Annotated in this window: 23 protein-coding genes; 12 read left to right on the top strand and 11 right to left on the bottom strand. The window is 65.2% G+C overall.

The features are described 5' to 3' along the window. The first annotated feature begins 12 nt into the window (after positions 1 to 12). The 4 genes from J2R78_RS39995 (at position 13) to J2R78_RS39980 (ending at position 3,242) form a co-directional block, all read left to right on the top strand. Positions 13 to 492, top strand: a complete 480-nt coding sequence (locus tag J2R78_RS39995; RefSeq protein ID WP_016846543.1) for a MaoC family dehydratase — start codon at positions 13 to 15, stop codon at positions 490 to 492. Positions 493 to 687: 195 nt separating this feature from the next. Beyond that, the gene (locus tag J2R78_RS39990; RefSeq protein ID WP_225159189.1) at positions 688 to 834 is read left to right on the top strand and encodes a hypothetical protein; all 147 of its coding nucleotides are present in this window, start codon (positions 688 to 690) and stop codon (positions 832 to 834) included. A gap of 267 nt (positions 835 to 1,101) precedes the next feature. Then, a complete protein-coding gene (locus J2R78_RS39985) occupies positions 1,102 to 2,019 on the top strand; it encodes an SDR family NAD(P)-dependent oxidoreductase (RefSeq protein ID WP_253609106.1) in 918 nt (305 codons plus the stop codon). 2 nt (positions 2,020 to 2,021) lie between these two features. Next, positions 2,022 to 3,242, top strand: a complete 1,221-nt coding sequence (locus J2R78_RS39980; RefSeq protein WP_253609105.1) for a TIGR03862 family flavoprotein — start codon at positions 2,022 to 2,024, stop codon at positions 3,240 to 3,242. Positions 3,243 to 3,319: 77 nt separating this feature from the next. Here the strand turns inward: J2R78_RS39980 and J2R78_RS39975 are convergent, their stop codons facing one another. Continuing rightward, positions 3,320 to 4,537, bottom strand: a complete 1,218-nt coding sequence (locus tag J2R78_RS39975; RefSeq protein WP_253609104.1) for an MFS transporter — start codon at positions 4,535 to 4,537, stop codon at positions 3,320 to 3,322. 93 nt (positions 4,538 to 4,630) lie between these two features. Here J2R78_RS39975 and J2R78_RS39970 point away from each other — a divergent pair, with 93 nt between their 5' ends. Together J2R78_RS39970 and J2R78_RS39965 are read left to right on the top strand one after the other, a co-directional pair. Further along, the gene (locus J2R78_RS39970) at positions 4,631 to 5,533 is read left to right on the top strand and encodes a LysR family transcriptional regulator (RefSeq protein WP_092081807.1); all 903 of its coding nucleotides are present in this window, start codon (positions 4,631 to 4,633) and stop codon (positions 5,531 to 5,533) included. Between the two features lie 87 nt (positions 5,534 to 5,620). Next, positions 5,621 to 6,772, top strand: coding sequence for an IS110 family transposase (locus J2R78_RS39965; protein ID WP_253609103.1), 1,152 nt, complete (start codon positions 5,621 to 5,623; stop codon positions 6,770 to 6,772). A 426-nt stretch (positions 6,773 to 7,198) separates the two neighbouring features. Here J2R78_RS39965 and J2R78_RS39960 read toward each other — a convergent pair whose 3' ends face one another. The 3 genes from J2R78_RS39960 to J2R78_RS39950 all read right to left on the bottom strand — a co-directional run bounded on the left by J2R78_RS39960 (position 7,199) and on the right by J2R78_RS39950 (position 10,728). Continuing rightward, a complete protein-coding gene (locus tag J2R78_RS39960; RefSeq protein ID WP_253609102.1) occupies positions 7,199 to 8,278 on the bottom strand; it encodes a D-TA family PLP-dependent enzyme in 1,080 nt (359 codons plus the stop codon). Between the two features lie 127 nt (positions 8,279 to 8,405). Further along, positions 8,406 to 10,223, bottom strand: coding sequence for an ABC-F family ATP-binding cassette domain-containing protein (locus J2R78_RS39955; protein WP_253609101.1), 1,818 nt, complete (start codon positions 10,221 to 10,223; stop codon positions 8,406 to 8,408). Positions 10,224 to 10,227: 4 nt separating this feature from the next. Beyond that, positions 10,228 to 10,728, bottom strand: a complete 501-nt coding sequence (locus J2R78_RS39950; RefSeq protein ID WP_076826595.1) for a YaiI/YqxD family protein — start codon at positions 10,726 to 10,728, stop codon at positions 10,228 to 10,230. Between the two features lie 135 nt (positions 10,729 to 10,863). On the opposite strand from J2R78_RS39950, the gene J2R78_RS39945 reads away from it, so the two are divergent. Continuing rightward, positions 10,864 to 11,667, top strand: coding sequence for a hypothetical protein (locus J2R78_RS39945; RefSeq protein WP_253609100.1), 804 nt, complete (start codon positions 10,864 to 10,866; stop codon positions 11,665 to 11,667). Positions 11,668 to 11,834: 167 nt separating this feature from the next. On the opposite strand, the gene J2R78_RS39940 is transcribed toward J2R78_RS39945, so the two are convergent. Continuing rightward, on the bottom strand, positions 11,835 to 14,207 hold the full coding sequence (locus tag J2R78_RS39940; protein ID WP_253609099.1) for a xanthine dehydrogenase family protein molybdopterin-binding subunit: 2,373 nt from the start codon (positions 14,205 to 14,207) through the stop codon (positions 11,835 to 11,837). A 197-nt stretch (positions 14,208 to 14,404) separates the two neighbouring features. Here J2R78_RS39940 and J2R78_RS39935 point away from each other — a divergent pair, with 197 nt between their 5' ends. From J2R78_RS39935 to J2R78_RS39925, 3 genes are all read left to right on the top strand, one after another. Continuing rightward, the gene (locus J2R78_RS39935) at positions 14,405 to 15,448 is read left to right on the top strand and encodes a Ppx/GppA phosphatase family protein (RefSeq protein ID WP_225159181.1); all 1,044 of its coding nucleotides are present in this window, start codon (positions 14,405 to 14,407) and stop codon (positions 15,446 to 15,448) included. A gap of 167 nt (positions 15,449 to 15,615) precedes the next feature. Continuing rightward, positions 15,616 to 16,317, top strand: coding sequence for an RlmE family RNA methyltransferase (locus J2R78_RS39930; protein ID WP_253609098.1), 702 nt, complete (start codon positions 15,616 to 15,618; stop codon positions 16,315 to 16,317). 233 nt (positions 16,318 to 16,550) lie between these two features. Continuing rightward, on the top strand, positions 16,551 to 17,387 hold the full coding sequence (locus tag J2R78_RS39925) for a Crp/Fnr family transcriptional regulator (protein ID WP_253610033.1): 837 nt from the start codon (positions 16,551 to 16,553) through the stop codon (positions 17,385 to 17,387). Positions 17,388 to 17,413: 26 nt separating this feature from the next. On the opposite strand, the gene J2R78_RS39920 is transcribed toward J2R78_RS39925, so the two are convergent. From J2R78_RS39920 to J2R78_RS39910, 3 genes are all read right to left on the bottom strand, one after another. Next, entirely contained in the window at positions 17,414 to 17,611 is a 198-nt protein-coding gene (locus tag J2R78_RS39920; protein WP_253609097.1) for a hypothetical protein, read from the bottom strand. A 122-nt stretch (positions 17,612 to 17,733) separates the two neighbouring features. Next, positions 17,734 to 18,315: a phasin gene (locus J2R78_RS39915; RefSeq protein ID WP_253609096.1), complete on the bottom strand. Its 582-nt coding sequence runs from the start codon at positions 18,313 to 18,315 to the stop codon at positions 17,734 to 17,736. A gap of 694 nt (positions 18,316 to 19,009) precedes the next feature. Further along, positions 19,010 to 20,497 carry a DHA2 family efflux MFS transporter permease subunit gene (locus J2R78_RS39910; protein ID WP_028344675.1) on the bottom strand — a complete coding sequence of 496 codons (1,488 nt, stop codon included), beginning with the start codon at positions 20,495 to 20,497 and terminating at the stop codon, positions 19,010 to 19,012. A 139-nt stretch (positions 20,498 to 20,636) separates the two neighbouring features. Here J2R78_RS39910 and J2R78_RS39905 point away from each other — a divergent pair, with 139 nt between their 5' ends. Further along, entirely contained in the window at positions 20,637 to 20,888 is a 252-nt protein-coding gene (locus J2R78_RS39905; RefSeq protein ID WP_253609095.1) for a hypothetical protein, read from the top strand. A 182-nt stretch (positions 20,889 to 21,070) separates the two neighbouring features. Continuing rightward, the gene (guaB, locus tag J2R78_RS39900; protein ID WP_028335041.1) at positions 21,071 to 22,561 is read left to right on the top strand and encodes an IMP dehydrogenase; all 1,491 of its coding nucleotides are present in this window, start codon (positions 21,071 to 21,073) and stop codon (positions 22,559 to 22,561) included. Positions 22,562 to 22,636: 75 nt separating this feature from the next. Here guaB and J2R78_RS39895 read toward each other — a convergent pair whose 3' ends face one another. The 3 genes from J2R78_RS39895 to J2R78_RS39885 form a co-directional block, all read right to left on the bottom strand. After that, entirely contained in the window at positions 22,637 to 23,479 is an 843-nt protein-coding gene (locus tag J2R78_RS39895) for an ABC transporter ATP-binding protein (protein ID WP_253609094.1), read from the bottom strand. Positions 23,480 to 23,554: 75 nt separating this feature from the next. Next, positions 23,555 to 24,880 carry an ABC transporter substrate-binding protein gene (locus J2R78_RS39890; RefSeq protein WP_253609093.1) on the bottom strand — a complete coding sequence of 442 codons (1,326 nt, stop codon included), beginning with the start codon at positions 24,878 to 24,880 and terminating at the stop codon, positions 23,555 to 23,557. Positions 24,881 to 24,963: 83 nt separating this feature from the next. Then, positions 24,964 to 26,091, bottom strand: coding sequence for a branched-chain amino acid ABC transporter permease (locus J2R78_RS39885; protein ID WP_253609092.1), 1,128 nt, complete (start codon positions 26,089 to 26,091; stop codon positions 24,964 to 24,966). Between the last annotated feature and the right edge of the window lie 6 nt (positions 26,092 to 26,097).

Below are 26,097 nucleotides of genomic sequence, written 5' to 3'. Positions count from 1 at the left end.
AGAGGTTAGCCAATGAACGAAGTCTGGAAGAAGCCGCCGGTGTCGCTGGAAACCTACCAGGGCATGGTCGGCAAGGAGATCGGCGTGTCCTCGTGGCACCTGCTCGATCAGGGCCGCATCGACACCTATGCCGACGTGATCGAGGATCACCAGTTCATTCATGTCGATCCCGAGCGCGCCAGGAAGGAGACCGCCTTCGGCACCACGATCGCGCATGGCTTCCTGACGATGTCGCTGATGTCGATCATGTCCTACGAGGTGATGCCGGTGCTCGAGGGCACCGCAATGGGCGTCAATTACGGCTTCGACAAGCTGCGCTTCATCTCGCCGGTGCGCTCGGGCAAGCGCGTCCGCGGCCGCTTCGTGCTGGCCGAAGCCACGCTGCGCAAGCCCAAGGAGTTGTTGTCGCGCACCAACGTCACGGTCGAGATCGAGGGCGAGGAAAAGCCCGCGCTGGTCGCCGACTGGCTCGGCCTGATCTATTTCAGCTGAGGGTCACAAGACGCGGTTGTGTTGCAACCGCGAAGGGTTGCGCCACCTGTCCCGCAAGCGGGGGAGGTGCAGCGAGTCACCCCAATCTGATTTTTTTGGCGATGCTCTGCTCTGGCCCATGTGGCGCATTGACGGCTGTGTTCCCTGGTGTCCATGATGCCCGCTTTAGGCGGTGCGGTCCCGGGAGTGGCAGCCATGGTGCAAAACATCGTCGCCGGAATTGTCGTAGTCGCTTTGATTGTGATCGGTGCGATTAGCTACGCTCAAGAGCATCACGAGTGCTGGAGCGGACATCTGCTCAAAAGCCTGAAACCCTGCGGGTCGATGACCCCTTCGGTCTAGCGCGCCCGCTGGCCGTCCTTGGCTGCCCCGGCCGGGCTTGACCCGGCCATCCATCGCTGCTCAAAAGTCTCCAACCTTTTCATGCCGCTCGGGCACTAACCCTCTCCCCTTGTGGGAGAGGGTGGCGAAATCGAGCGGAGCGAGATGAAGCCGGGTGAGGGGTCTCTCTCCGCGTGCTCATCCGTGGAGAGAACCCCTCATCCGGCGCGCTCGCGCGCCACCTTCTCCCACAAGGGGAGCAGGGAAGTCAGAGCAGGAATGACAAGCATGGCAATCAGGTTTGACGGACGCGTCGCTATCGTCACCGGCGCGGGCAATGGTCTCGGACGGGCGCATGCGCTGGGGCTCGCCGGCCGCGGCGCCAAGGTGGTGGTCAACGATTTCGGCGGCGCGCGCGACGGCACCGGTGGGTCGCTGTCGCCGGCCGAGACCGTGGTCGAGGAGATCCGGAAAGCCGGCGGCACCGCGATGGCCGACGGCGCCGACGTCTCGAACTTCGAGCAGGTCACCGCGATGGTCGAGCGCGCCACCAAGGAGTGGGGCAGCGTCGATCTCTTGTGCGCCAATGCCGGCATCCTGCGCGACAAGTCGTTCACCAAGCTCGAGGTCGCCGACTGGGCCAAGGTGCTCGACGTGCATCTCACCGGCACCTTCTTCTGCTGCAAGGCGGTGTGGGCCGGCATGCGCGAGCGCAATTACGGCCGCATCGTGCTGACGACCTCGTCGTCCGGCCTGTTCGGCAATTTCGGCCAGGCCAATTACGGCGCGGCGAAGGCCGGCATGGTCGGCCTGATGAACGTGCTCGCCGAAGAGGGCCGCAAGAACAACATCAAGGTCAACACCATCTCGCCGACCGCTGCGACCCGCATGACCGAGGAACTGCTGCCGCCGCAGGCGCTGGCGCTGATGAAGCCGGAAGCGATCACGCCCGCGGTCGAATTCCTGCTCTCGGAAGACGCACCGACCCGCACCATCATGGGCGCCGGCGCCGGCTCGTTTGCCGTGATCCGCGTGCTGGAGACCGAAGGCGTCAACCTGCCGCAGTCCGAATGGACGCCGGACGGCGTCGCCGCGCACTTCAACGCGATCAGCGACATGTCGACCGCGAAGGCGCTGCAGGGCGCGTTCGAGCAGACGCAGAAGTATGTCGCCCAGGCCGCCGCGCGGGCCGGGATCAAGCTCTGAGCATGACCGTCGCCGTCATCGGAGCCGGGCCTGCCGGCCTGATGGCGGCGGAGGTGCTTGCGCACGGCGGCGCTGAGGTCACCGTCTACGACGCGATGCCGTCGGCGGGCCGCAAGTTTCTGATGGCCGGCCGCGGCGGGCTCAACCTGACCCACTCCGAACCGCTGCCGGATTTCCTCAAACGCTATCGCGAGGCAATGCCGCGCTTGGCGGCTGCGGTCGAGGCATTTCCGCCCGATGCCTTACGCGCCTGGAGCGATGCGCTGGGGCAGCCGACATTCGTCGGCAGCAGCGGCCGCGTATTCCCCGAGGCGTTCAAGGCGTCGCCCCTGCTGCGCGCCTGGCTACGGCGGCTCGATTCCGCGGGCGTCGCGTTCACATTCCGGCATCGCTGGGTTGGATGGGACGCGCGCGGGGGACTGCTGTTCGAGACGCCGGACGGCCAGCGCACAGTCAATGCCGATGCAACCGTGCTGGCGCTCGGCGGCGCGAGCTGGCCGCGGCTCGGCTCGGACGGCGCCTGGGCGGAGATCCTCACCGCGAAGGGCGTCGCGGTGGCGCCGATCAAGCCAGCCAATTCCGGCTTCACGGTTGCGTGGTCGAATATCTTCCGCGACCGGTTCGAGGGCCAGCCGCTCAAGGGCGTCGCGCTCACGATCGGCTCGCATACGGTGCGCGGCGAGGCCATCGTCACCGATGCCGGCATCGAAGGCGGTGCGATCTATGCGCTGTCGGCGGAATTGCGCGAGGCGGTGCTCGCCAAGGGAACGGCGACACTGACGGTGGCGTTGCGGCCCGATGCTGCGGGCGACGAACTGGTCGCGCGTCTGTCGGCGCCGAAGGGCAAGCAATCCCTTTCCAATTTCCTGCGCAAGGCCGCGCAGCTCTCGCCGGTCGGCATCGGGCTGTTGCAGGAGGCGACCGTCGCCGCCGGCCGTTCGCTGACCGCGCTGCCGCCGGCGGAATTGGCCGAGCTGATCAATGCGGTGCCGATCAAGGTGTCAGGCGTGGCACCGATCGCTCGCGCGATCTCGAGCGCCGGCGGGATCAGGTTCGACGAACTCGACACGCAGTTCATGCTGCGGCGGCTGCCCGGCGTCTTCGTGGCCGGCGAGATGCTCGATTGGGAAGCGCCGACCGGCGGCTATCTGTTGCAGGCGTCGTTTGCAACGGGCGTCGCCGCCGGGAGGGGGGTGTTACGATGGTTCGTGCCGAAATCGTAGCTCTGTAGGATGGGTAGAGCCAACGGGGCCGCGCTTTGCGCGGACCCGTTGGCTCTACCCATCCTACGCGATGCCGCTCATTCCGAGCCCGTCTTCGTCGCGATGTCCGTGATCAAGCCGAGCACACCGAACGCTGCGGCCACTGCGCACACCGCGGTCCAGCCACCAAAGCTCCACGCCGCGGATGCCGCTGCCGCGCCGACGGCGCCGCCGATGAAGAACAGCGCCACGAACAGGCCGTTGATGCGGCCGCGCGCCTCGGGGCGCAGCAGGTTGACGGCGCGGCGGCCGAGCGTCTGGTCGGTGGTGATGCCGAGATCGAGCAGGATGGTGCCGAGGCTCAGCGCGACGAGTGCTGCAATCCGCGACTCCAGTACGCCGGCCCAAGCGCACAGCGCCAGCGATGCCGATATCAGCAGGTGCGAGCCGATCAGCATCGGCCGTGCCAGGCCACGGTCGCCCCAGCGGCCGGCCAGCGGTGTCGCGACAGCGCCGGCAACGCCGATCAGCGCGAACAGCGCGATCCCCCTGGCGTCGAGCTTGAACGGCGCATCCGGCAGGCGCAGCGCCACGGCGGCCCAGAACGCGGTGAACGAGGCCATCACCAGCGCCGCGGTCCAGGAGCGGACGCGCAGCACCGGCTCCTCGCGCAGCAGTGTCGGGAACGAACGCAGCAGCGCGCCGTAGCTGACCTTCGCTGCCGGCTGCAGCGTCGGCAGGGTGCGCGCCAGCGCGCCGGCGAGCACCGTCATCAGCACGGCCGAGGTGACATAGTAGCCGCGCCAGTTCCAGCTGTTTGCGATCAGACTCGCCATCGGCCGCGACAGCAGGATGCCGATCATCAGGCCGCTCATCACATCGCCGATCGCCTGTCCCCGGCGCTCCGGCGGCACCATCGACGCCACCAGCGGCACCACCATCTGGATCGCGGCGCACGACGCGCCAAGGATGAAGGTGGCGGCCAGCAGGATCAGCGGCGTCGGCGCCATCGCGGTGCCGATCGCCGCGACGATAGCGCAGGCCAGCGTGCGCAGGATCAGCCGCTTGTTCTCGACGAGGTCGACCAGCGGTACCAGCAACAGCAGCCCGAGCGCGTAGCCGAGCAGGGTCAACGTCGAGATCAGGCCGGCCTCTAGCGCGGTCATGCCGAGCGAGCGGCCCATCAGGCCAACGAGGATCTGCGGCGCAAAGAGATTGGTGACGACGGTGCCGGTCGTGATGGCGCCGATCCAGATCAGCGGACGCACGGCGACGGTGCGCGCCGGGGAGAGTTTGGTGGCTTCGGAGATGGTCATGGGACCTCGCGATGGAGTGGCGAGGCCCCCTTTAGGGGATCGGGATAATATGCTACAATTCAAATAAGATGATGAAGAATATGCGAGATTATTATGAACACCCATGACCTCGTGGCGTTCGTCGCCGTCGTCGAGACCGGATCGATCGTCGCGGCCTCGGCGCGGCTGAACCTGACCCAGCCCGGCGTGACGCGGCGGATCCAGAATCTCGAGGAGATGCTCGGCGCGCAGCTGCTCGACCGGCTATCGAAGCCGCTGAAGCCGACGGCGGCGGGAATCGAGGCCTATGAGCAGGGCCGCCGGCTGCTGCGCATGCTCGACGATCTCAAGTCAGGCGTCGCCAATGACGGCGTGGTGCGCGGCGAGTTCAGGCTCGGCCTGACACCGTTTCTGTCGGAGGCGGGGCTGACCGGACCGCTCGACGCGGTGCGCGGCGAATTTCCGGCGCTGGCGGTGCGTGTCGTCTCGGGCTGGTCGCCCAACCACATGGAGCGGGTCAGCCGCAACGAGCTCGATGCCGCGGCGATCTGCCTTCCTGACGGCACGGCGCCGCCCGACGATCTCGCGGCCTGCGATCTCGGCGCGCAGCCGGTGGTGTTCGTCGTTGCGCGCGACATGAAGACGCCGAAGTCGGTCGATCTCGAATGGCTGTCGCGGACCGGATGGGTGATCAACCAGGACGGCTGCGGCTTTCGCCAGACGCTGAAGCGTCAATTCGATGCGGCGCATCTGCCGTTCAACATCGCGGTCGAGGCGCTCGACAGCGAGCTGCGCCTCTCGCTGGTGGCGCGCGGGCTCGGCATCGGCCTCGTGACGCCGGTGGCGCTGAAACGAAGCCCGATCCGCAGCCGGCTCAAGGCCGTGAAGATCGCCGATTTCAATCCCGCAGTCCGCGCCTGGATCGTGCATCGCCCGCCGGCCGGCCGCCTGGCGCGGCCGATCGAGGTGTTTCGCGCGGCGCTGGATCGCGAGCTGCAGGCGCTGATGCGGGAGTAAATGCGGAGTTCGTAGATTCCATGGGGCGGTGAGCGTGGCCTTTCCGATAGATTTGGGTTTCCACACTCGAACCATCGGAGAAGTCAGATGCAAGCATCGACCGCAGGGACGCCCACCGCCAGCCATTGTGGCACAATTTTTGTTGCGATCGAACTCAGTCAGAAGACGTGGCTTGTGACGCTGCACAGCCCGGACCGGGATCGGATGTCGCGCCACAAGCTGCAAGGAGGCGATCACGCCGAACTGCTGGCGTTGATCGAACGGACCCGCGCCCGGGTGGCGGAGAAGCTCGGATCGGTGCCGCGTGTGGTGAGCTGCTATGAAGCCGGCTATGACGGCTTTTGGCTGCACCGGCTGCTGGAGGCGGCCGGGATTTTGAACTTCGTGTTCGACCCCGCGAGCATTGCGGTGGAGCAGCGGGCACGGCGAGCAAAGACGGACCGGATCGACGGCGAGCTATTGCTGCGCACGCTGATGGCCTATTTGCGGGGTGAGCCGCGGGTGGTCCGGATCGTGCGGGTGCCGCGCGTGGAAGCGGAGGATGCCCGGCGCGCCAGCCGCGAACGCGACCGCCTGGTCACCGAGCAGACCGCCCACAGCAACCGGATCAAGGCGTTGCTGCGTCTTCGGGGGATGGCGGTCGGCAATCCGCGGCGGCGCGACTGGCTTACCTGGCTCGAGCGGCAGCGCGACTGGCAGGGCGAGGCGCTGCCGCCGCATCTTCTGGCCGAGATCAAGCGCGAGCACGCCCGGCTGATGCTGGTGTGTGAGCAACTCGCGGCGCTGGAGCAGACCCAGGCTGCGGACACTTCTCCGGCGGTTCCGACGCCGATGGTCGAGCGACGAGATCAATTGCAGCGGCTCAAGGCGCTCGGCCCGGCCTTCACGGCAACGCTGGTGAACGAGCTGTTCTACAAGGACTTCCGCAACCGCCGCGAGGTCGCCAGCTATTGCGGATTGACGCCCAGTCCCTGGAAGAGCGGCGGCACCGATCGCGAGCAAGGCATCAGCAAGGCCGGCAATCGGCGCGCCCGCCACAAGGCGATCGAACTGGCCTGGCTGTGGCCTCGTCATCAAGGCGACAGCACGCTCAGCCGCTGGTTCCGCACCCGCACCGCCGACGCCGGCAAGCGCGCCAAACGCATCGCCATCGTCGCGCTGGCGCGCAAGCTGATCGTGGCATTGTGGCGCTATCTCACCACCGGCCTCGTCCCCGACCAGGCCGTGATCAAGGCGTAAAACCGACCACCCCACCACGCGCCGCGGCTTCGCCGCGCTCCGTGCGGGATGGATGATGACCGTGCCATCCTAGGGCTTCAACCGCCGTTTCGTAGATGGGTCTCATCCTCGCCAGGCTTCCTCGCCGCAAGCATGCGGAAAGTGGGTACGGATCAAACAATCCGACCGGATATGAGGTGATGCAGTGAACTGCAGCAATCTTCGGAAGCCAATCCCTGTTCGTTGCCCGGTCGTCGCGCTGCGCTACGCTCGGCTCCGCGCGCCGCCCTCTTGCCGTCAAACACCAACCCAGACCTCGCGAAGAGACTTGACTCACAAATCCCCATATGAGGATGGGTAGAGCGTGCGAAACCCATCAAGTCGAACCCGCGGCACCATGATGGGTTTCGCTACGCTCTACCCATCCTACAAGGTCTGTGTATGCGGCTACCGCAATTTCCCCCGCGCCGTCACCGGCAGCGCACCGATGATCTCGTCGCCGCGAACCATCACGACCTCGTCCATCATGTTGACGACGACGCAGACGTGATTGGGCACGATCCGCACCACGTCGCCGACATTGGGCCGCGTGTTGCTGCGAGACAGATCGAGGAAGCCGTGCTCCTCGGCGAAGCGCGCGATCCTGGCCTCCGGATGTTCGAGGATCAGGCCGTGGCCTTCGAGGCCGCCGGTGTCCGAGGTCAGCGTCTTGGAGCCGGCATCGAGGATGCCGCGCTCGGGGCCGGCGCGGCTGACGACGGTGGAATAAATATGCAGCGCGCAATCGTCCCAGGTCGCGACGCGGGCCGCGACCTGCATGCGGTCGTTGTAGATGTAAGTACCGAAGCGATGCTCGGTGCCGCCCTTCAGTTTGCCGAGGTTCTTCAGGTTTGGCGTGCCGCCGGTGGAGACGATGGTCGCGTCGAGGCCGTGGGCGCGAACGCCGGCCAGCGCCTCGTCGTAGAATTTCTGCGCGTCGGCCCAGCCGGTCTCGGTCGGGTACAGCATGAAGCCCGCGAAGCTGAGGCCCTTGGAGGCTGCGATCTCCCGCGCCAGCGCGATCGCCTCGGCCGGGGTCTCGACGCCGGCGCGCTTGCGGCCGGTGTCGCATTCGACCACCACCGAGAGCGGCCGGCCGGAGGCGGCTGCGGCCTTCGGCAGGTCGCCGACGACGACGGAATTGTCGGCGGCGACGGTGACGTTGGCCTTGCCTTGCAGCGCGCCGAGCCGCGCCATCTTCTCGTCGCCGAGCAGATTGTAGCTGATCAGGATGTTGTCGATGCCAGCGTCCGCCATGATCTCGGCCTCGCCAAGCTTCTGGCAGGTGATGCCTTTGGCGCCGGCCTTGATCTGCAGCTGCGCCAGCATCGGGTTCTTGTGCGTCTTGATGTGCGGGCGGTTGGCGACGCCGGCCTCGTCGCAGGCCTTCTGGATGCGCGCGATGTTGCGCTCGACCCGGTCCATGTCGATCACGGCGCAGGGCGTACCGTATTCCTTGGCGATCTTGGCGGCGAGGGGCGTGGTCATCGGGGCGGCTCCATTGCAGAGTTTCCGTCATTGCGAGCGGAGCGAAGCAATTCATCTGTCCGCGTTTGCAGATGCATGGATTGCTTCGTCGCTTCGCTTCTCGCAATGACGGCAAGAATCATTGTGTTCATGCCTGTTCGATCTCTTCGCGCAGGACTTCGAGTTCGAGCCAGCGGTCCTCGGCGGCAGCGAGCTCTTGCTGCGCCTTTGCGATCGCGGCCGAGGCGGCGTCGAATGTCTTGCGATCCTTCGTATAGAGATCGGGATCGTCGAGCAGCTTCTGCTGCTTGGCGATCTCGTTGTGCAGCTTGTCGATCGTCTTCGGCAAGGTTTCCAGCGCGTGCTTCTCGTTGAAGCTCAGCCGGCGCCTCGGTGCTGCTTCGGGCGCCGCGGCCCTGGCTTCCTTCTTCTCTTCGGTCGCGGCTTCCGCCTTCACCGTCTCGCGCTTCACGTCGGCGCCGCGCTGCGCCAGCATGTCGGAATACCCGCCGGCATATTCGATCCAGCGTCCCTGGCCTTCGGGCACGATCACCGAGGTCACGACGCGGTCGAGGAAGTCGCGGTCGTGGCTGATCAGGATCACGGTGCCCTCGTAATCGCCGAGCATGTCCTCGAGCACGTCGAGGGTTTCGAGGTCGAGGTCGTTGGTCGGCTCGTCCAGGATCAAGAGGTTCGACGGCTTGGCCAGCGCGCGCGCCAGCATCAGCCGGCCGCGCTCGCCGCCGGAGAGCGCTTCGAGCGGCGTGCCGCGCTGCTCCTGCGCGAACAGGAAATCCTTCATGTAGCCGATGACGTGCTTCGACTTGTCGCCGACCATGACGTGATCGCCGCGGCCGCCGGTCAAGGCTTCGGCCAGCGTCAGCTTCGGGTCGAGGCTTTCGCGATGCTGGTCGAGCGTCGCCATTTCGATATTGGCCCCGAGCCGCACCGAACCGGAGTCGGGCGGATCGTTGCCGATCAGAAGATGCACCAGCGTGGTCTTGCCGGCGCCGTTGGGACCTACGATGCCGAGCCGGTCGCCGCGCTGGATCCGGGTCGAGAAGCCGTCGACGATCTTGCGCTCGCCATAGGCCTTCACGATGTTCTTGGCCTCGATCACCAGCTGGCCGGACTTTTCGGCTTCGGCGGCGGCGAGCGTGGCATTGCCGGTGGCGCCTCGATAGTTGCGGCGCTGGTCGCGCAGCGCGAAGAGATTGCCGAGCCGCTTGACGTTGCGCTTGCGGCGGCCGGAGACGCCGTAGCGCAGCCAGTGCTCCTCGTTGACGATCTTGCGGTCGAGCTTGTGCTGCTCGCGCTCTTCCTCCGCCAGCACCTCGTCACGCCACGCCTCGAAGGCGCCGAAGCCGCGCTCGATCTGCCTGATCTGGCCGCGGTCGAGCCAGGCCGTGGTGCGCGACAAATTGGTGAGGAAACGGCGGTCGTGGCTGATCAGCACCAGCGCGCAGCGCCGGCTTTCCAGTTCGCCCTCGAGCCATTCGATGGTCGGCAGATCGAGATGGTTGGTCGGCTCGTCCAGCAGCAGGATATCGGGCGAGGGCGCCAGCACGCGGGCCAGCGCCGCGCGGCGCGCCTCGCCGCCGGAGACATGCGCCGGGTCTTCCTCGCCGCTGAGGCCGAGCTGTTCGAGCAGATAGCGCGCCTGGTAGTGGTCGTCGCCGGGGCCGAGGCCGGCCTCGACATAGGCGAGCGTCGTCTTGTGCTCGCCGAAATCCGGCTCTTGCGGCAGGTAGCGGATGGTGGCGCCCGGCTGCACGAAACGGCTGCCCGCGTCCGGCTCGACCAGGCCGGCGGCGATGCGCAGCAGCGTCGACTTGCCGGAGCCGTTGCGGCCGATCAGGCAGACGCGCTCGCCCGCGGAGACCGACAGCTCGACGCCGGTGAGCAGCGGCGTGCCGCCGAAGGTCAGGCTGATGTCCTTGAGTTGGATGAGAGGGGGCGGAGCCATCGCGCTAACCCTGCTGGCTCGCCTGCGCCTGCTCGGCGCGGCGGCGCTGGATGCGGCGGATGGTCTGGTCGAGCGTCGACAGGAAGGTCGAGCGGTCGCGCGGCGAATATGATTTCGGCCCGCCGGTGATCTCGCCCGACGAGCGCAGATCGGTCATCAGGTTGCGCACCGCGAGCGTCATGCCGATTGACTGCTCCGTGAACGGCTTGCCGTTCGGCGCGATCACGTCGGCGCCGGCCTTGACGCAGCGGCTCGCCAGCGGGATGTCCGCCGTGATCACGATGTCGCTCTCACGCGCGCGTTCCGCGATCCAGTCGTCGGCCGCATCCATGCCGGAACCGGCAGCGATGCGCTCGATCAGCGGATCCTGCGGCACGCGGATGAAATTGCCCGCGACCACGCTGACGGGCACGCCGTGCCGGATCGCGACGCGATAGATCTCGTCCTTCACCGGGCAGGCGTCGGCGTCGACATAGATGCGGGTGGGAGCAGGGGTTTCAGTCATCGATTCCAAGGTTGGCAGACGCGGCCTGCGTGTACTCCATCGGGCGGAAAATTGCGAGCAAAACGAGAGGCTTGTCACGCTGACCGGTTCGACTACGATTGCCTGAGAAAAACAACGGAAATAAGGGGAAACCCCATGGATTCGAAGACGGCTTCGCTGACCTACCGCGTCTCGGCCTATAACACCTCGAAACTGTCGGAGAACAAGATCCACGACGACACGGTGGCGCGGAAGTTCGGCTTTTCCGGCGGGCTGGTGCCCGGCGTCGACGTGATGGCCTACATGATGCACCTGCCGGTCGAGAAATGGGGCCGCGATTTCCTCGCGCGCGGCCTGATCGAGGCACGCTTCGTGAAACCCGTCTATGACGGCGAGATCGCGGAATTAACCGGCCAGGAGACCGGCAATGGGCTGACGATCGAACTCCACAGCCGCGGCGAGCTCTGCGCCACCGGCACCGCATCGCTGCCGGCCTCCGCGCCGAAATTCGTGCTCGATGACTACAAGCAGGTCGCCGCGGTCGCCGAGCGCAAGCCGGTCAGCGCCTCGTCCTATGATGAGGGCAAGTGGCTCGGCACCATCCCGCGCGACTGGTCGGGCGATGCCGCGAAGGAGTATCTCGCCGATATCAGGGAGACCGATCCGATCTATCTACGCGAAGGTCTCGGCCATCCCGGCCTGCTGCCGCGGGTGATGAACAAGGTGCTGGTCGACAATGCGATCCTCGGGCCCTGGATCCATGTCGGCACCCGCATGCAGCTGCTGTCGGCGGGCAAGATCGGCGACGAGCTGACCGCGCGCGCCAAGGTGACGGGCAATTACGACAAGAAGGGCCACCGCTTCGTCGAGCTCGACGCGCTGGTGCTCGGCAACGGTGTGCCGCTCGCGCATTGCTGGCACATCGCGATCACCCAGCCGCGCGAGCAGGCCGCGGCGTAACTTTCCACCTCTCCCCGTTCTTAATGGGGAGAGGTCGGATCGCATCGCAGATGCGATCCGGGTGAGGGGCAAGGCACAATTCCAGTTACAACGACCTTGCTCGCCGGATGGAGCCCCTCACCCCAGCCCTCTCCCCGCAAGAGCGGGGCGAGGGAGCAGGAGAGACCTTATGCCGCGCTCGCCTTGGCGTCATGGATCGCGCGCCAGACGCGTTCGGGCTTCAGCGGCATGTTGATGTGCTTGATGCCGTACTCCGACAGCGCGTCGACCACGGCGTTGACGATGCAGACGAGGCTGCCGGCGCAGCCGGCCTCGCCGCAGCCCTTGGTGCCGAGCGGGTTGGATTTCGCCGGCGAGGGATGATCGCCGACCAGCATCGACGGCACGTCGCCGGCACGCGGCAGCGCGTAGTCCATGAACGAGCCGGTGATCGGCTGGCCGGAGGCGTCGTAGCTGACTTCCTCCATCAGCGCCTGGCCGATGCCCTGCGCGACGCCGCCATGCAGCTGGCCCGCGACGATCATCGGATTGACCACGACGCCGAAATCGTTGACCGCCGAGTAGCGCACGATCCGCGTCACGCCGGTGTCGGGATCGATCTCGACCTCGGCGACGTGGCAGCCGTTCGGGAACGTCGACGCCGTCTCCTTGGTGGCGTGATCGACGTCGAGCGTGTCCGGCGTGCCTTCCGGCATCTTGCCGGCGCGCATCCGCTCGGCGAGCTCCATGATGCCGATCGAGCGGTCGGTGCCGGCGATGGTGAAGCGGCCGGCGCCGAATTCGATGTCGGCCTCGGAGGCCTCCAGCATGTGCGCGGCGGCCTTCTTGCCCTTCTCGACCACGAGCGCGGAAGCCTCGACGATCGCTTGTCCGGTCGCGGTGATCGAGCGCGAGCCGCCGGTGCCGTTGCCGAAGCGCACCAGATCGCTGTCGCCCTGTTCGAGCGTGATCTTCTCGAAGGGGACGCCGAGCTGGTCGGACAGCACCTGCGCGAACGGCGTGGCGTGGCCCTGGCCGTAATCCAGCGTGCCGGTGGTGAGCTTCACCGAGCCATCGGGCTCGAAGGTGATCTTGCCGAGCTCGCCACTCGGCGGCGCGGTGACCTCGAGATAGGAGCCGACGGCGATGCCGCGCAGCTTGCCGCTCTTCTTGCTCTCCTTCTTGCGCTTGGCGAAGTTGTCGTAGTCGGAGATCTCCAGCGCCTTCTGGAACACGCCGGCGAAATCGCCGCTGTCATAGGTGACGCCGGAGGCCGCCGGGAACGGCAGCTGCGACGGCTTGATGAAGTTGCGCTTGCGCAGCGTGAAGCGGTTGATGCCCATCTCGTCGGCGGCCGCATCGATCAGCCGCTCCATGTAGTAATTGGCCTCGGGCCGGCCGGCGCCGCGATAGGCGCCCATCAGCGTGGTGTTGGTCAGGACCGTCTTGATATCGACGCCGAGCAGCGGCGTGCGATAGACGCTGGCGAGGTTCTTGCCGGTGTTGAGCGACAGCGGGCCCGGCGCGACGCCGGTGATATAGGCGCCGAGATTGCCGTAGCCGGACAGCCGCACCGCGAGGAACTTGCCGTCGGCATCGAGCGCGAGCTCGGCATGGATCAGCTGCGCGCGGCCCTGGCTGTCGGAGAGGAAGCTGGTCGAGCGCTCGTCCAGCCACTTCACCGGACGGCCGAGCTGCCGCGCCGCATGCGCGATGCAGGTGTATTCGGGATAGTTGAGGTTCTTCATCCCGAACGAGCCGCCGACATTGCCGGTGAGGATGCGGACCTTGTCGGCAGGCACGTTGAGCAGGCGCGCCAGGATCGCCTTGTTGCCGGAGACGCCCTGGGTCGGCACCTGCAGCGTGAAGCGTTCGGTTTTCTTGTCGTAATGCGCGAGGGCGACGCGCGGCTCCATCGAGACCACGGCGACGCGGGTGTTGACGATGTCGAGCTTGGTGACGTGCGCCGCGCCGGCGAACGCCGCCTCGATCTTGGCGGTGTCGCCATAGTGATAGTCGAGCGCGACGTTATCAGGGATGTCGTCATAGAGCTGCGGCGCGCCGGGCGTGGCGGCTTCAGCTGCGTCGGTCACCGCGGGCAGCGGCTCGATATCGACCTCAACGGCCTCGGCGGCATCGCGCGCCTGCGCCGCGGTCTGCGCGACCACGAAGGCGACGGGATCGCCGACGAAGCGCACCTTGTCGGTCACCAGCGCGGGGCGGTTGGTCTGCTTGAGCGGGGAGCCGTCACGGTTCTTCAGCGGTAGGCCGCAGGTGAAGGGGTTGTAGCCGGCGGCCGCAAGGTCGGCGCCGGTCCAGACCCCGAGCACGCCCGGCATCGCCCTGGCGGCCGCCGTATCGATGCCCTTGATGATTCCATGGGCACGCGAGGAGCGAACCATCCAGCAATAGGCCTGGCCGGGCAGCGAGAAATCGTCGGTGTATTTGCCCTTGCCGCGCACCAGGGTGTCGTCCTCCTTTCGTCGAACAGGCTGTCCGACACCGTATTTTTGCAGTGCGATAGCGTTTTCGAGGGAGGCAGGCGGCGTGTGATCTTGCATCGAAAATGACCTGAAATGCCCGGATTTGCTGGAGTTTGGGGGCGCTGAGGAGATAACGCACACCCCCCTTAACGACAACGCCCGATTGGGCATGGACCCAATGTGAACGGAGTTTGCGTAGGGCTTTGACGCTGCTAAAGTTTCCGTGAACGATAATTATTCGGCGGGCCTTTTGGTCCCGCGGAAAGACAGTTTTGATGAACGACCATGTGCGGCTTTGCGACGGCCCCCCGGCCAGCGAAGCCCCGCCAGGGTTGGTTGCGGCAGCGGCGGAAAGTGGCGTCTACGCCGCGCTGGACCTTGGCACCAACAATTGCCGGCTGTTGATCGCCTGTCCCACCGGCGACGGGTTCCGCGTGGTCGATTCATTCTCGCGGATCATCAGGCTCGGCGAGGGCATCGCCGCCACGGGCTCGATCAGCGAGGCCGCGATTGAGCGGGCGATTGCCGCACTGGCCATCTGCAGCGACAAGATCCGCTATCGCAAGGCGCGCCGGCTCCGCCTGATCGCCACCGAGGCCTGCCGCGCCGCCGGCAATGCCGAGAGCTTCCGCGCGCGGGTGGCGGCCGAGACCGGCATCAAGCTCGAGGTGATCGATCGTGAGACCGAGGCGACGCTCGCGGTGATCGGCTGCTCGCCGCTGCTCGATCCGAAGGGGCGGGGCGCCATCCTGTTCGATATCGGCGGCGGCTCGACCGAGCTGGTGCGGATCGAGCGCGACCCCAACGCGCCCGACGCGGCGCCACGCATCAAGGCGTGGATGTCGATCCCGCTCGGCGTCGTCACGCTGGCCGAACATTTCGGCGGCAAGAATGTCACCAGGGATATGTATGCGCGAATGATCGATGAGGTCGCGCGGCACGTTGCGCCGTTCGCGGCCGAGCATGGCAAGGATCTGCGCGACATGCACATGCTCGGCACCTCCGGCACCGTGACCACGCTTGCCGGCGTGTTCCTCAACCTGTCGCGCTACGACCGCCGCCGCATCGACGGCATCTGGATGAACGATTGCGACGTCACCGCGACGATCCAGAGGCTGCTCGGCATGAGCTATGAGGCGCGCGTCAACAACAACTGCATCAGCGTCGAGCGCGCCGATCTGGTGCTCGCCGGCTGCGCGATCCTCGATGCGATCCGCAACGCGTTCCCGATGCCGCGGCTCCGCGTCGCCGATCGCGGCCTGCGCGAGGGCATGCTGGTCGAGATGATGCGCGAGGACGGCGCGCTGCGGGCGTGCTAGAGCTTCTCTTGCCTCGCCCCGCTTGCGGGGAGAGGCCGGATTGCATGTCAATGCAATCCGGGTGAGGGGACTCTCCACGAGCGCATCTCTCACCTTCGTTGCGAAACCAGCCCCTCACCCCAACCCTCTCTCCCCGCAAGAGCGGGGCGAGGGAGTAGAGAAGCAGTATGGCGAAAGACACCACCGGGCGGCTGCACGTCACGGTCAAGAGCGGCGGCAAGCGCAAGCTGTCGTCAAAACTCTGGCTTGAGCGCCAGCTCAACGATCCCTATGTCGCCAAGGCCAAGGCGATGGGCTACCGCTCGCGCGCAGCTTTCAAGCTGCTCGAGATCGACGACAAATACCGTCTGCTCAAGCCGGGCATGACCGTGGTCGACCTCGGCGCGGCGCCCGGCGGATGGAGCCAGATCGCGGCCAAGCGGACCGGCGCTGCCGACGGCAAGGGCAAGGTGGTCGCGATCGATCTCTTGGAGATGGGCGAGATTCCGGGCGTCACCTTCGCGCAGCTCGACTTCCTCGACCACGACGCGCCGGAAAAACTGATCGCGATGATGGGCGGCCGCGCCGACATCGTGATGTCCGACATGGCCGCCAACACGACCGGCCATCGCAAGACCGATCAGCTGCGCATCATTGGCCTGGTCGAGACCGCCGCGCATTTCGCCGGCGAGGTGCTCAATCCCGGCGGCACGTTCCTGGCAAAGGTGTTCCAGAGCGGCGCCGACGCCGAGCTGGTGGCGCAGCTGAAGCGCGATTTCGCCACCGTCCGCCACGTCAAGCCGTCCGCCAGCCGGCAGGATTCGTCGGAGCGCTATGTGCTGGCGACGGGATTTCGCGGGCAGCAACAGCCGTCATTGCGCGGGGCGTAGCGGCGACGCGTTCGCCGAAGCCTCCGCGAAGGCAATCCAGATCCCTCATAGGGCCCGGCCGGAGCGCTGCCCGGTACGCGAGCGCGTCGCGAGCTGACCTGAATCCATTGGAACTCTTTCCGTTACGGCGTATTCTATCTTCCCGGCGCGGTCAGTTCGTTGCGTGTTTCGGCCTGGCGCCATGACAGGTTTGTGCAGCGAGCCGCGCCTCCGTCTTGCGGAGCTCTTCCGTGATGGAACGCAGGTCGAGCATAGGTAATCGCCTTCTGGCGGCCTTGCCGCCCGCCGACCTTGATTTGCTTGCGCCTCATCTCCGCAAGATATCGCTCGAACGCGACGCCGTGCTGGTGCGGTCGGGCGACCTCGTCGAACAGATCTATTTTCCCTGCACGGCATTGATCGCGTTCGTTATGGACATGCCGAACGGACAGGCCGTTGCGACGACAATGATCGGCAACGAGGGCGCCGCCGGCATCCTGTCGACACTCAGGTCAATACGCTCGCCGATGACCGCGGTGGTTCGCGTCGCGGGCACGACGTGGCAGATTTCGCCGGCACGATTTCACGCCGCGCTCGCGCACAGTCACGCGCTTGGCAGCGCGGTGCAGCTCCATATGCGGTCGCTGCTGGTTCAGTTCCAGCATATCGCGGCGTGCAATGCGCTCCATTCCGTGGAGGCCCGTCTGGCCCGGTGGTTGTTGCAGGTTCACGATCAGATCGGCGACGACACGCTGCCGTTGACGCAGGAGACGCTGTCGGAATTGCTGGGCGTGCGACGAACGACCGTGACCCACGTCGTGCACAAGCTTCGCGCCTCGGGCGCAATCCGCTCCAACCGGCGGAGCTCGATCGAGGTTGACAGGCCGCGGCTCGAAACCGCGGTCTGCGAGTGCTACGAGATCATGCGCGGCAGGATCGACCGCATCGTATCCGCGGAAGGGATCAGGTCGTCCGGTCACGGCGGGCCGCCACACGGACATCGGCGTTCGCACGCCGGACCGTGGACCAATGGCGACAAGGTTCATGCACATACCCGCGGCGCGGGTGCTGAGCGATCACGAAGCCATTGAATGCGGTTGCAACGCAGACGCGGGTGTCAGGACGCCTTGCGCAATTCGTGCTCGGGTTCGTGGACCCACGCGTCCCTGGCGAACCATTCGTGATTGGTCCGACAGCTCGTGCAATAGCTGCGCGAAAAGAACACGGTACTGGACCGGAACGTCTCGCGGTCGGATTTCATGCCGGTATTGATCGCACGTCCCGTCCGCGGGCATTTGATCATGATGACGCCCACCTTGGTCTCCTCCTCCAATGTCAGGAATTGCTGGTCCCGCGCACCGTCGGCTGGACCCGCCTCTTCTATTGGAGACGCTTGGTCCAGCCGGCCTGGGAGCGGGGGGGGGGGGGGGCGGCTCCTCAGGAAGGTGTTTTCAGGGCCTTTGCAAAGCTCTTCTTGATCGGCTCGGAGGTCTCGGTCGCGACTTTCTTCGCGATCTCCCAGAGCTCCTTGTTCTGCGCGGTCGTCGCTTCGAAATTCTTGCGGCCGTGATCGGCCGAAAGCTGGATGGCCTCCGACAGCGACCTAGCGCCGGCGAGTTCGGATATGAAAGCGAGGGCCGAACTGGCGTTGGAATGCGAGATCTCGATCACCTTGGCTGCGTAATCCGCAGCGCCCTTGGCGTTGACCGCATATGCCTCCTTGAGCAGGACAGAGATTTCCTCCGAGGCTTCCTTGACCTTCTCGAACTGCTCCCGTGCGCGTGTCGCATTTTGTTCGGCGATGCCCTGAAAGGCCTGGGGCAGCGCGAACAGGGGCAGGCTGAAGCCGCCGGCTTTCGGATTGTCGCTCACTTCATTCGTCTGGACGTCACTCACTGGCTCTGATCCTTTCAAGCGAAACAAAATCAAGGAAAATCGGCGCCTCGCGGTGCACGGACGCTGGGGAAGCGTAGCTGGAGCGCTCCCTTCCACCTGGTTTTTTTGCTGATGCCGGGTCACCGCGTGCCCGCTTGAGCAGGACTATGCAGGATCGGCGGTGCAGCTTCCGTTCGCTTTCTGACTCTCGCGGAGATTTTTTTCCGGGACGAAACGACCGTCGTATGGTGGCACTGTGGGGCGTTCGGCCACCGATCGCGGCGGAGGCGCAGCCGATGCGGCTGGACATCCCGACCGCTTGCCTCAGGAGGGTGGGTAGTCGGGTGTCATCCCGATCTGAAGGCGCGCAGCACGACATTTCGACGCGACTGCTTGGAACCTCGGTGCGTGGCCGGAGTCGACTCCTTTGCTCCCGGCCAATGCCCCCCAAGCCCACCGGGAGAAAACCCCAACTGGGTTGGCGGCCTTGGTGCAGCGTCAGGTTTCGCGCACTGGGGCCGTTTCTTGCAGGACTGGAAAATCGGGCGACGCAAGCGCATATTTCCCAGATGGCGACCATTGTTCAATGCAATTGCGGCGCCGAGTACAGACGCACTGAAGAGAAGTTCTTGGTGCCGCATACGGGTGATGCGATCTGCACGGTCTGCGGAGCAGCGCTGGAATCGTGGCTGGAAGCGACCCACGTTCCCACATACGAACTGATCGAACGTCCGGATCGAAAACAGCCAGGCGGAATGACCGGGCACCCCTGATGGCCTCGTCGTGACCTGACGGCGGCTCGCGGTGTCCGTGCCTCGGGAACGGCTCGTTCGATCGACTAGCCGAGCCGCTGATCGCGCGCGTTCTGGGTGTCCTCGGTCGCGACCTTGACGGCTTCGGTCGCGGCGCGCTTCTCGGCGCCCTTGCGGCTCGAGATGTCGATCGCCTTGCGGCCGGCGATCTCGTTGCCGGCCTCAGCCGGCATCTGCCAGAAGAACCAGGCCGAGGCCGCCGAGATCAACGAGACCACGATGAAGGCCGGCGCGAACACGTCGGCGGAGAGTTCGGTCTGGTGATGCAGCGCCAGCGTGGTTTCAACCGAGAACGCGCCGACCGCGACGCCGGCGGACACCGCGAGCTGCTGGTTGACGCTGACCAGGGTGGTGGCCCGGCTCATCTGCGGCGCCTCGACCTCGGCATAGGCCACGGTGTTGATCGCGGTGAACTGCAGCGAGCGGAAGAAGCCGCCGACCACCAGGATGGTGAAGATCAGCATCAGCGGCGTCGAGATCGTGAACAGGGCGCAGGCGGCGAGGAAGGCCGAACTGACCACTGCGTTGACGGTCATCATGTTGCGGAAGCCGAAGGCGCGGATGATGCGCGCCGCCAGCGTCTTCATCCCCATGGCGCCGACCGCCGACGCAAAGGTGACGAGACCAGACTGGAATGGCGACAGGCCGAAGCCGACCTGCATCAACAGCGGCAGCAGGAACGGCAGCGCGCCGATGCCGAGCCGGAACATGAAGCCGCCGACGATCGACGCGCGCATGGTCGGCAGCCGCAGCAAGCCGAAATCGAGCACCGGCGAGCCGGTCCGCCGTGCGTGGATGACGTAAAGCGTCATCGAGACCGTGCCGACACCGACCAGCGCGGCGACGATCGGCCACGGCAGCAGATTGAGCCCGGCCACCGACAGCCCGAAGGCGATGCCGGCGAGGCCGATCCCGGCCAGCACCAGTCCCACGAGATCGAAGCGCTCGGGATCCTCGCTCTTGATCGGATCGATGTATTTCAGCGCCAGGAAGATGCCGAGCAGCCCGATCGGGATGTTGATCAGGAAGATCCAGTGCCAGGAGAAATAGGTGGTGATGAAGCCGCCGAGCGGCGGCCCGATCACCGGGCCGATCAGCGCCGGGACCGTCACCCAGGCCATCGCGTTGACCAGCGCACTCTTGTCGACCGAGCGCAGCAGCACCAGCCGCCCGACCGGGGTCATCATCGCCCCGCCGAGGCCCTGCAGGATGCGGGCGAACACGAAATCGGTCACCGAGGACGACAGTGCGCAGCCGATCGAGCCCAGCATGAACACGCCGACGGCGCCGGCAAACACGATGCGGGCGCCGAAGCGGTCCGCGGTCCAGCCGCTGGCCGGGATGAACACCGCGAGCGACAGCAGGTAGGAGGTGATGGCCAATTTCAGCGTCAGCGGGCTGGTGCCGATATCGGCGGCGATCGCGGGCAGCGAGGTCGCGATCACCGTGGAGTCCATGTTCTCCATGAACAGGGCGGTGGCCACGATGAGCGGGATCAGACGTTGTTTGTTCATCAAAACAGGACAGCTGTGCTGAAAAGGCGGGCGAGCGGGCCATATCATCCCGCCCAGGGCCACGCTATTGCGGAACCGGCCAAACGCCCTAAATCCTGCGTGACGCTGGTATGCATCCGCCCGTGTCCAAAGGTTCGCCGTGATCTACGTCCTTGCCGCCCTCTTGCCGCCGATCGGACTGCTCCTGAACGGACAGCCGTTTTCGGCCATCTTTAATCTGGTCCTGATCGTGTTTTGCGCGATTTTTGGGCTGTTTTTCCACGTGTTGCTGCTGGTGCCGTCGGCCCATGCCGTGATCGCGGTCCACATGAAGCGCGAGGACCGGCGCCATCGCGAAATGGTCGAGGCGATCCGCCGCCATGGGCCGCCGCCGGGTTACCGGGCGCCCTGAACCGGACCCTAAAAAGGCCTGTGCATGGCTGGCAAACACTTTGATTCGTCAAGCCGCCATGCTATCGACCAGCGTCAACCCCACCGATGGGCGCCGATTCGACGGTGACGCAGCGAGCGTCGCCGCAGGTAGCGTTCATCCGTAAGACCATCGCGGCTGGGCCGCAGATAAAGGAGTTGGCAATGGCCACGGGATTTCCGGCTATCCGCGAAGCCTTCACGTTCGACGATGTGCTGCTGAAGCCCGGTTTGTCCGACGTGCTTCCCTCGGAAGTCGATATTCGCTCGCGCGTCACCCGCGCGATCTCGCTCAACATCCCGATCATGGCGTCCGCGATGGACACCGTCACCGAGGCGCGCATGGCGATCGCGATGGCGCAGGCCGGCGGTCTCGGCGTCATCCACCGCAACTTCGATCCGGAAGGGCAGGCCGCGCAGGTGCGGCAGGTCAAGAAGTTCGAGTCCGGCATGGTGGTCAATCCGCTGACCATCGGCCCCGACGCCACGCTGGCCGATGCGCTGACCCTGATGAAGGAGAACGGCATCTCGGGCATTCCGGTCGTCACCGGTGCCGCCAAGAACGTGCCGGGCAAGCTGGTCGGCATCCTGACCAACCGCGACGTGCGCTTCGCCAGCGATCCCCGGCAAAAGGTCTCGGAGCTGATGACGCACGAGAACCTCGTCACGGTGCGCGAGGGCGTCGGCCAGGACGAGGCGAAGCGGATGCTGCACAAGCATCGCATCGAGAAGCTGCTCGTCGTCGACGACCAGTATCGCTGCGTCGGCCTGATCACCGTCAAGGACATCGAGAAGGCGGTCGCCCATCCGCTCGCCTGCAAGGACGAGCACGGCCGCCTGCGCGTCGCCGCCGCCACCACGGTCGGCGAGACCGGCTATGAACGCACCGAGCGGCTGATCGATGCCGGCGTCGACGTCGTCGTGGTCGATACCGCGCACGGCCATTCGCGCCATGTGCTCAACGCCGTCAACCGCATCAAGCGACTCTCCAACGCGGTGCAGGTGGTGGCCGGCAACGTCGCGACCGAGGGCGGCGCGCAGGCGCTGATCGATGCCGGCGCCGACTGCATCAAGGTCGGCATCGGCCCCGGCTCGATCTGCACCACGCGCATCGTCGCCGGCGTCGGCGTGCCGCAGCTTACCGCGATCATGGACGCGGTCGCGGCCGCGAAGAAGGCCGACGTGCCCGTGATCGCCGACGGTGGCATCAAATATTCCGGCGACCTCGCCAAGGCGCTCGCCGCCGGTGCCGACATCGCCATGGTCGGCTCGCTGCTCGCCGGCACCGACGAGACGCCGGGCGAAGTCTTCCTGTGGCAGGGCCGCTCCTACAAGGCCTATCGCGGCATGGGCTCGGTCGGCGCGATGGCGCGCGGCTCGGCCGACCGCTACTTCCAGCAGGACATCAAGGACACGCTGAAGCTCGTCCCCGAAGGCATCGAGGGCCAGGTGCCCTACAAGGGCCCGGTCGGCAATGTGATGCATCAGCTCGCCGGCGGTCTCAGGGCGGCGATGGGCTATGTCGGCGCCAAGGACATCAGGGATTTCCACGACAAGGCCGAATTCGTCCGCATCACCGGCGCCGGCCTGCGCGAGAGCCACGTCCACGACGTGACCATCACGCGCGAAGCCCCGAACTATCCGGGCGGGGTGTAGGCCCAAGCACCGTCATTCCGGGGCGGTCCGAAGGGCCGAACCCGGAGTCCCGGGAGTCCGGGACGCCATCATCCGCTAGGCGAGCCAGCGCTTGCGTCGCTTGTAGTGCTTCACATCGCGGTATGATTTTCGCTTCTCTCCGGCGACGCCGAGATAGAACTCCTTGACGTCCTCATTTGCGGCGAGCGCGTGCGCTTCGCCGTCCATCACCACGCGGCCGTTTTCGAGGATGTAGCCGTGGCTTGCATATCTGAGCGCCATATTGGTGTTCTGCTCGGCGAGAAGAAACGACACAGCTTCCTTGGTGTTGAGATCCTTCACGATCTCGAAGATCTCTTCGACGATCTGCGGCGCGAGGCCCATCGATGGTTCGTCGAGCAGGATCATCTTCGGGCGTGACATTAGCGCGCGGCCAATCACGCACATCTGCTGTTCGCCGCCCGACGTATAGCCGGCGGTGGAATTGCGTCGCTCTTTGAGGCGGGGGAAATAAGCGTAGACACGTTCAAGATCCTGCGCGATCGCGAGCTTGCCGTCCGTCCGTGTAAAGGCGCCGGTCAGGATGTTCTCCTCGACCGTCAGATGAGGGAAGGCACGCCGACCCTCCATCACCTGGATGCAGCCGCGCCGCACCACGTCGTTTGGCGACAGCGACTTCACCTCGACGCCGTTGAACAGGATCGAGCCCTTGGTGACCTCGCCACGCTCTGCGTGCAGCAGATTGGAAACCGCCTTCAGCGTCGTCGTCTTGCCGGCGCCGTTGGCGCCGAGAAGCGCAACAATGCCGCCTCGCGGGACCTCCAGCGAGACGCCCTTCAACACGAGAATGACGTGATCGTAGACAACCTCGATATTGTTGACCGATAAAATCAGCGCTGCCGCTTCCGTCGCAGCGGTGACGACCTTGGCGATTGACATGCGCAGACCTCCAAACCGAGCAGGGGCTGCGATCCGGGAGCAGGCAATCCTGCCTCCCGGATCACTCGCACGGGGTCAGGTTTCTTTCGCGCAGTCGCGCGGCTTGATCTTCTTTTCCGCGGCATACTTCGCGGACACGTCGGCGACGAGCGGTTCGATGAGCGATTCGTCAGCCGTGTACCAGTCGGAGATCACTTTCCAACCCTTGCCATCCCATTGCTGGACGCGCCCGTAGCGCGCGCCTTCGTGGTCGGAGCAGGAAATGCTGACCGGCTTCAACATTCCCTCAAAGCCGAGCTCCTTGATTCGTGCATCGGTGAGTATGAGATTCTCAAGCCCCCAACGGACCTGCTCGCCCGTCAGCGGTTGCTTGCCGAATTTTTCTTGCGCCTTGCGGATCGCCTCTACGCCGAGCATGGCATTCGTGATGCCGCGGTTGTAGAGAACTTCGCCGATCTTGCCAGGTTCTGTCGAACCCTTTCCTTTGGCGTAGACGTACTTCTCTATGTCGGCGTGCGCGGGGAATTTTCCTGCGCCATGCTGAAGCATCAACGACTTGTAACCGCTGGCCTGATCGCCCGCCGGCGTCACATCCGGCTCTGCGCCTGACCACCAAACACCGATCATCTTGTCGCGCGGATAGGCGACGGCGGCGGCTTCCTTGATTGCCGTACTGTTCATGACGCCCCAGCCCCAGACCAGAACATAGTCCGGCCGATTCTGGCGGATCGCCAGCCATTGCGACTTCTGCTCGACGCCGGGATGCGTGACGGGGATCGGCGTGAATTCAAAGCCGTACTTCTGCGCCAGCACCTGCAGCATCGGAATTGGCTCTTTGCCATAGGGGCTGTCATGGTACAGCAGCGAAATCTTCCTGCCTTTCAACTTGTCGAAGCCGCCGAGTTCCTTGGCGACGTGCTGGATCGCGATGTCGGCCGCGGACCAATAAGTGCCAAGCAATGGAAAATTATATGCGAACACCGCGCCGTTCTTGGAATCGGCACGGCCATACCCCATCGTAATGATCGGGATCTTGTCAGCCGCGGTCTTTTCGGTGAGTGCGAAGGTGATCCCGGTCGACAGCGGATTGATGAAGGCCGCGCCGGTTGGTCCTTTGCTCTTGAGACGCTCGTAACACTCCACTCCCTTGTCGGTCGCGTAGCCCGTCTCGCATTCCTCGATCAGAATCCTGACGCCGTTGATGCCGCCGTCACGTTCATTGATCAGGTTGTAGTAGTCTACCACGCCGTTTGCGTAGGGCGCGCCGTTCACAGCGTAAGGTCCGGTCCGGTAGGACAGAATTGGGATAAACTGTTCGTTTTGCGCTGCGGCCGGTGCGCTAAGCGCCGCGCCGGCCATGGCGGTCGCGAGTATCAGTAACCTGCGTGCAATACTTGCCATATTGATATCCTCCTTGCGGTACTTCCTTCCTCTTCGTTGTCAGCGGCCGCCATTTCCATTGCGATCAAGGCACGATCGCTCCCTCAGTAGGGAAACGGCCAAAGTCTGAGCTTCTCCTTGCCGATCGATATCAGCCGGGCGAAGCCATGGGGTTCCTTGATGAGCAGATAGCAGATCAAGGATCCGAAGATGATGAACTGGAGGTGAGTGATCGTTTGCGTCGACAGTGGCAGGCCGAGCTTGGTCGGAATCACATTCAGCATGATCGGCACGATGAGGATGAACGCTGCTCCGATGAACGAACCCATGATCGAGCCGAGCCCGCCGATGATGACCATGAACAGAAGCTCAAGCGAGCGGTCGATCGAGAACGCAAGCGGCTCCCATGAACCGAGGTAGACGAACGCCCAGAGCGCACCCGCCACCCCGATGATGAACGAAGAGACCGCGAAAGCCGTTAGTTTTGCATAGAGCGGCCTGATGCCGATCAGCTCGGCGGCGATATCCATGTCGCGGATCGCCATCCACTGCCTGCCGAGATTGCCGCGCACGAGATTTTTCGCCAACACCGCCATCACGGTCACGAAGAGCAGGCACAGCAGGTAACGCTCGACCGGCGAGCGAACGACCATGCCGAAGAAATTCAGTTCCGGCGCATTCACTGATCCCGACGGGGCGTAGTTGGTGAACCACGGGATCCGCAGGAACGCCCAATCGAAGAAGAACTGCGCGGCGAGCGTTGCGACCGCCAGGTAGAGACCCTTGATCCGCAGACTGGGAATGCCGAACAGGATTCCGGCACCCGCCGCCATGAACCCGCCAAGCAGAATGGATGCCAGCACGGGCAACGGTGGGATCGCGATCGCGAAGCCGAGCCAGGCAAGCGGGATATGAACGCCGGTCGCCAGCTTGTAGGCGGAATAGGCGCCGATGGCCATGAACGCGCCGCTGCCGAGCGAAATCTGGCCGCAATAGCCGACGAGAATGTTTGTCCCGATGGCGGCGAGTGCCAGGATGAGGAAGGGCAGCAGGATGGCCCACAACAGATAGTCGGTGCCGAACGGCCAGATCCGGAAGGTGGCCAACAGCGGCACACCAATGAAAGCAATCGCGAGCAAGACGGCGAGGGCAATACGATCCTGCCGGATCGGGAAGATCGCCATGTCCTCCGCATAGGTCGCCTTGAACTGGCCAGCTTCGCGATAGAGCACAACGAC

The sequence above is a fragment of the Bradyrhizobium sp. USDA 4538 genome (assembly GCF_024171045.1).
Taxonomy (GTDB): Bacteria; Pseudomonadota; Alphaproteobacteria; order Rhizobiales; family Xanthobacteraceae; genus Bradyrhizobium; species Bradyrhizobium australafricanum.
The sequence above is the reverse complement of the archived record's forward strand: the minus strand, read 5'-3'. Positions and strand labels throughout refer to the sequence as shown.

What these genes read in the sequence shown, in the direction of transcription:
- J2R78_RS39975 (WP_253609104.1), bottom strand. Translation starts at nt 4,537, where the DNA reads ATGACCATCTCCGAAGCCACCAAACTCTCCCCGGCGCGCACCGTCGCC.
- J2R78_RS39940 (WP_253609099.1), bottom strand. Translation starts at nt 14,207, where the DNA reads ATGCAAGATCACACGCCGCCTGCCTCCCTCGAAAACGCTATCGCACTG.
- J2R78_RS39955 (WP_253609101.1), bottom strand. Translation starts at nt 10,223, where the DNA reads ATGGCTCCGCCCCCTCTCATCCAACTCAAGGACATCAGCCTGACCTTC.
- J2R78_RS39935 (WP_225159181.1), top strand. Translation starts at nt 14,405, where the DNA reads ATGAACGACCATGTGCGGCTTTGCGACGGCCCCCCGGCCAGCGAAGCC.
- J2R78_RS39930 (WP_253609098.1), top strand. Translation starts at nt 15,616, where the DNA reads ATGGCGAAAGACACCACCGGGCGGCTGCACGTCACGGTCAAGAGCGGC.
- J2R78_RS39945 (WP_253609100.1), top strand. Translation starts at nt 10,864, where the DNA reads ATGGATTCGAAGACGGCTTCGCTGACCTACCGCGTCTCGGCCTATAAC.
- J2R78_RS39925 (WP_253610033.1), top strand. Translation starts at nt 16,551, where the DNA reads ATGGAACGCAGGTCGAGCATAGGTAATCGCCTTCTGGCGGCCTTGCCG.
- J2R78_RS39985 (WP_253609106.1), top strand. Translation starts at nt 1,102, where the DNA reads ATGGCAATCAGGTTTGACGGACGCGTCGCTATCGTCACCGGCGCGGGC.
- J2R78_RS39910 (WP_028344675.1), bottom strand. Translation starts at nt 20,497, where the DNA reads ATGAACAAACAACGTCTGATCCCGCTCATCGTGGCCACCGCCCTGTTC.
- J2R78_RS39950 (WP_076826595.1), bottom strand. Translation starts at nt 10,728, where the DNA reads ATGACTGAAACCCCTGCTCCCACCCGCATCTATGTCGACGCCGACGCC.
- J2R78_RS39960 (WP_253609102.1), bottom strand. Translation starts at nt 8,278, where the DNA reads ATGACCACGCCCCTCGCCGCCAAGATCGCCAAGGAATACGGTACGCCC.
- J2R78_RS39895 (WP_253609094.1), bottom strand. Translation starts at nt 23,479, where the DNA reads ATGTCAATCGCCAAGGTCGTCACCGCTGCGACGGAAGCGGCAGCGCTG.
- J2R78_RS39890 (WP_253609093.1), bottom strand. Translation starts at nt 24,880, where the DNA reads ATGGCAAGTATTGCACGCAGGTTACTGATACTCGCGACCGCCATGGCC.
- J2R78_RS39970 (WP_092081807.1), top strand. Translation starts at nt 4,631, where the DNA reads ATGAACACCCATGACCTCGTGGCGTTCGTCGCCGTCGTCGAGACCGGA.
- J2R78_RS39980 (WP_253609105.1), top strand. Translation starts at nt 2,022, where the DNA reads ATGACCGTCGCCGTCATCGGAGCCGGGCCTGCCGGCCTGATGGCGGCG.
- J2R78_RS39965 (WP_253609103.1), top strand. Translation starts at nt 5,621, where the DNA reads ATGCAAGCATCGACCGCAGGGACGCCCACCGCCAGCCATTGTGGCACA.
- J2R78_RS39990 (WP_225159189.1), top strand. Translation starts at nt 688, where the DNA reads ATGGTGCAAAACATCGTCGCCGGAATTGTCGTAGTCGCTTTGATTGTG.
- guaB (WP_028335041.1), top strand. Translation starts at nt 21,071, where the DNA reads ATGGCCACGGGATTTCCGGCTATCCGCGAAGCCTTCACGTTCGACGAT.
- J2R78_RS39995 (WP_016846543.1), top strand. Translation starts at nt 13, where the DNA reads ATGAACGAAGTCTGGAAGAAGCCGCCGGTGTCGCTGGAAACCTACCAG.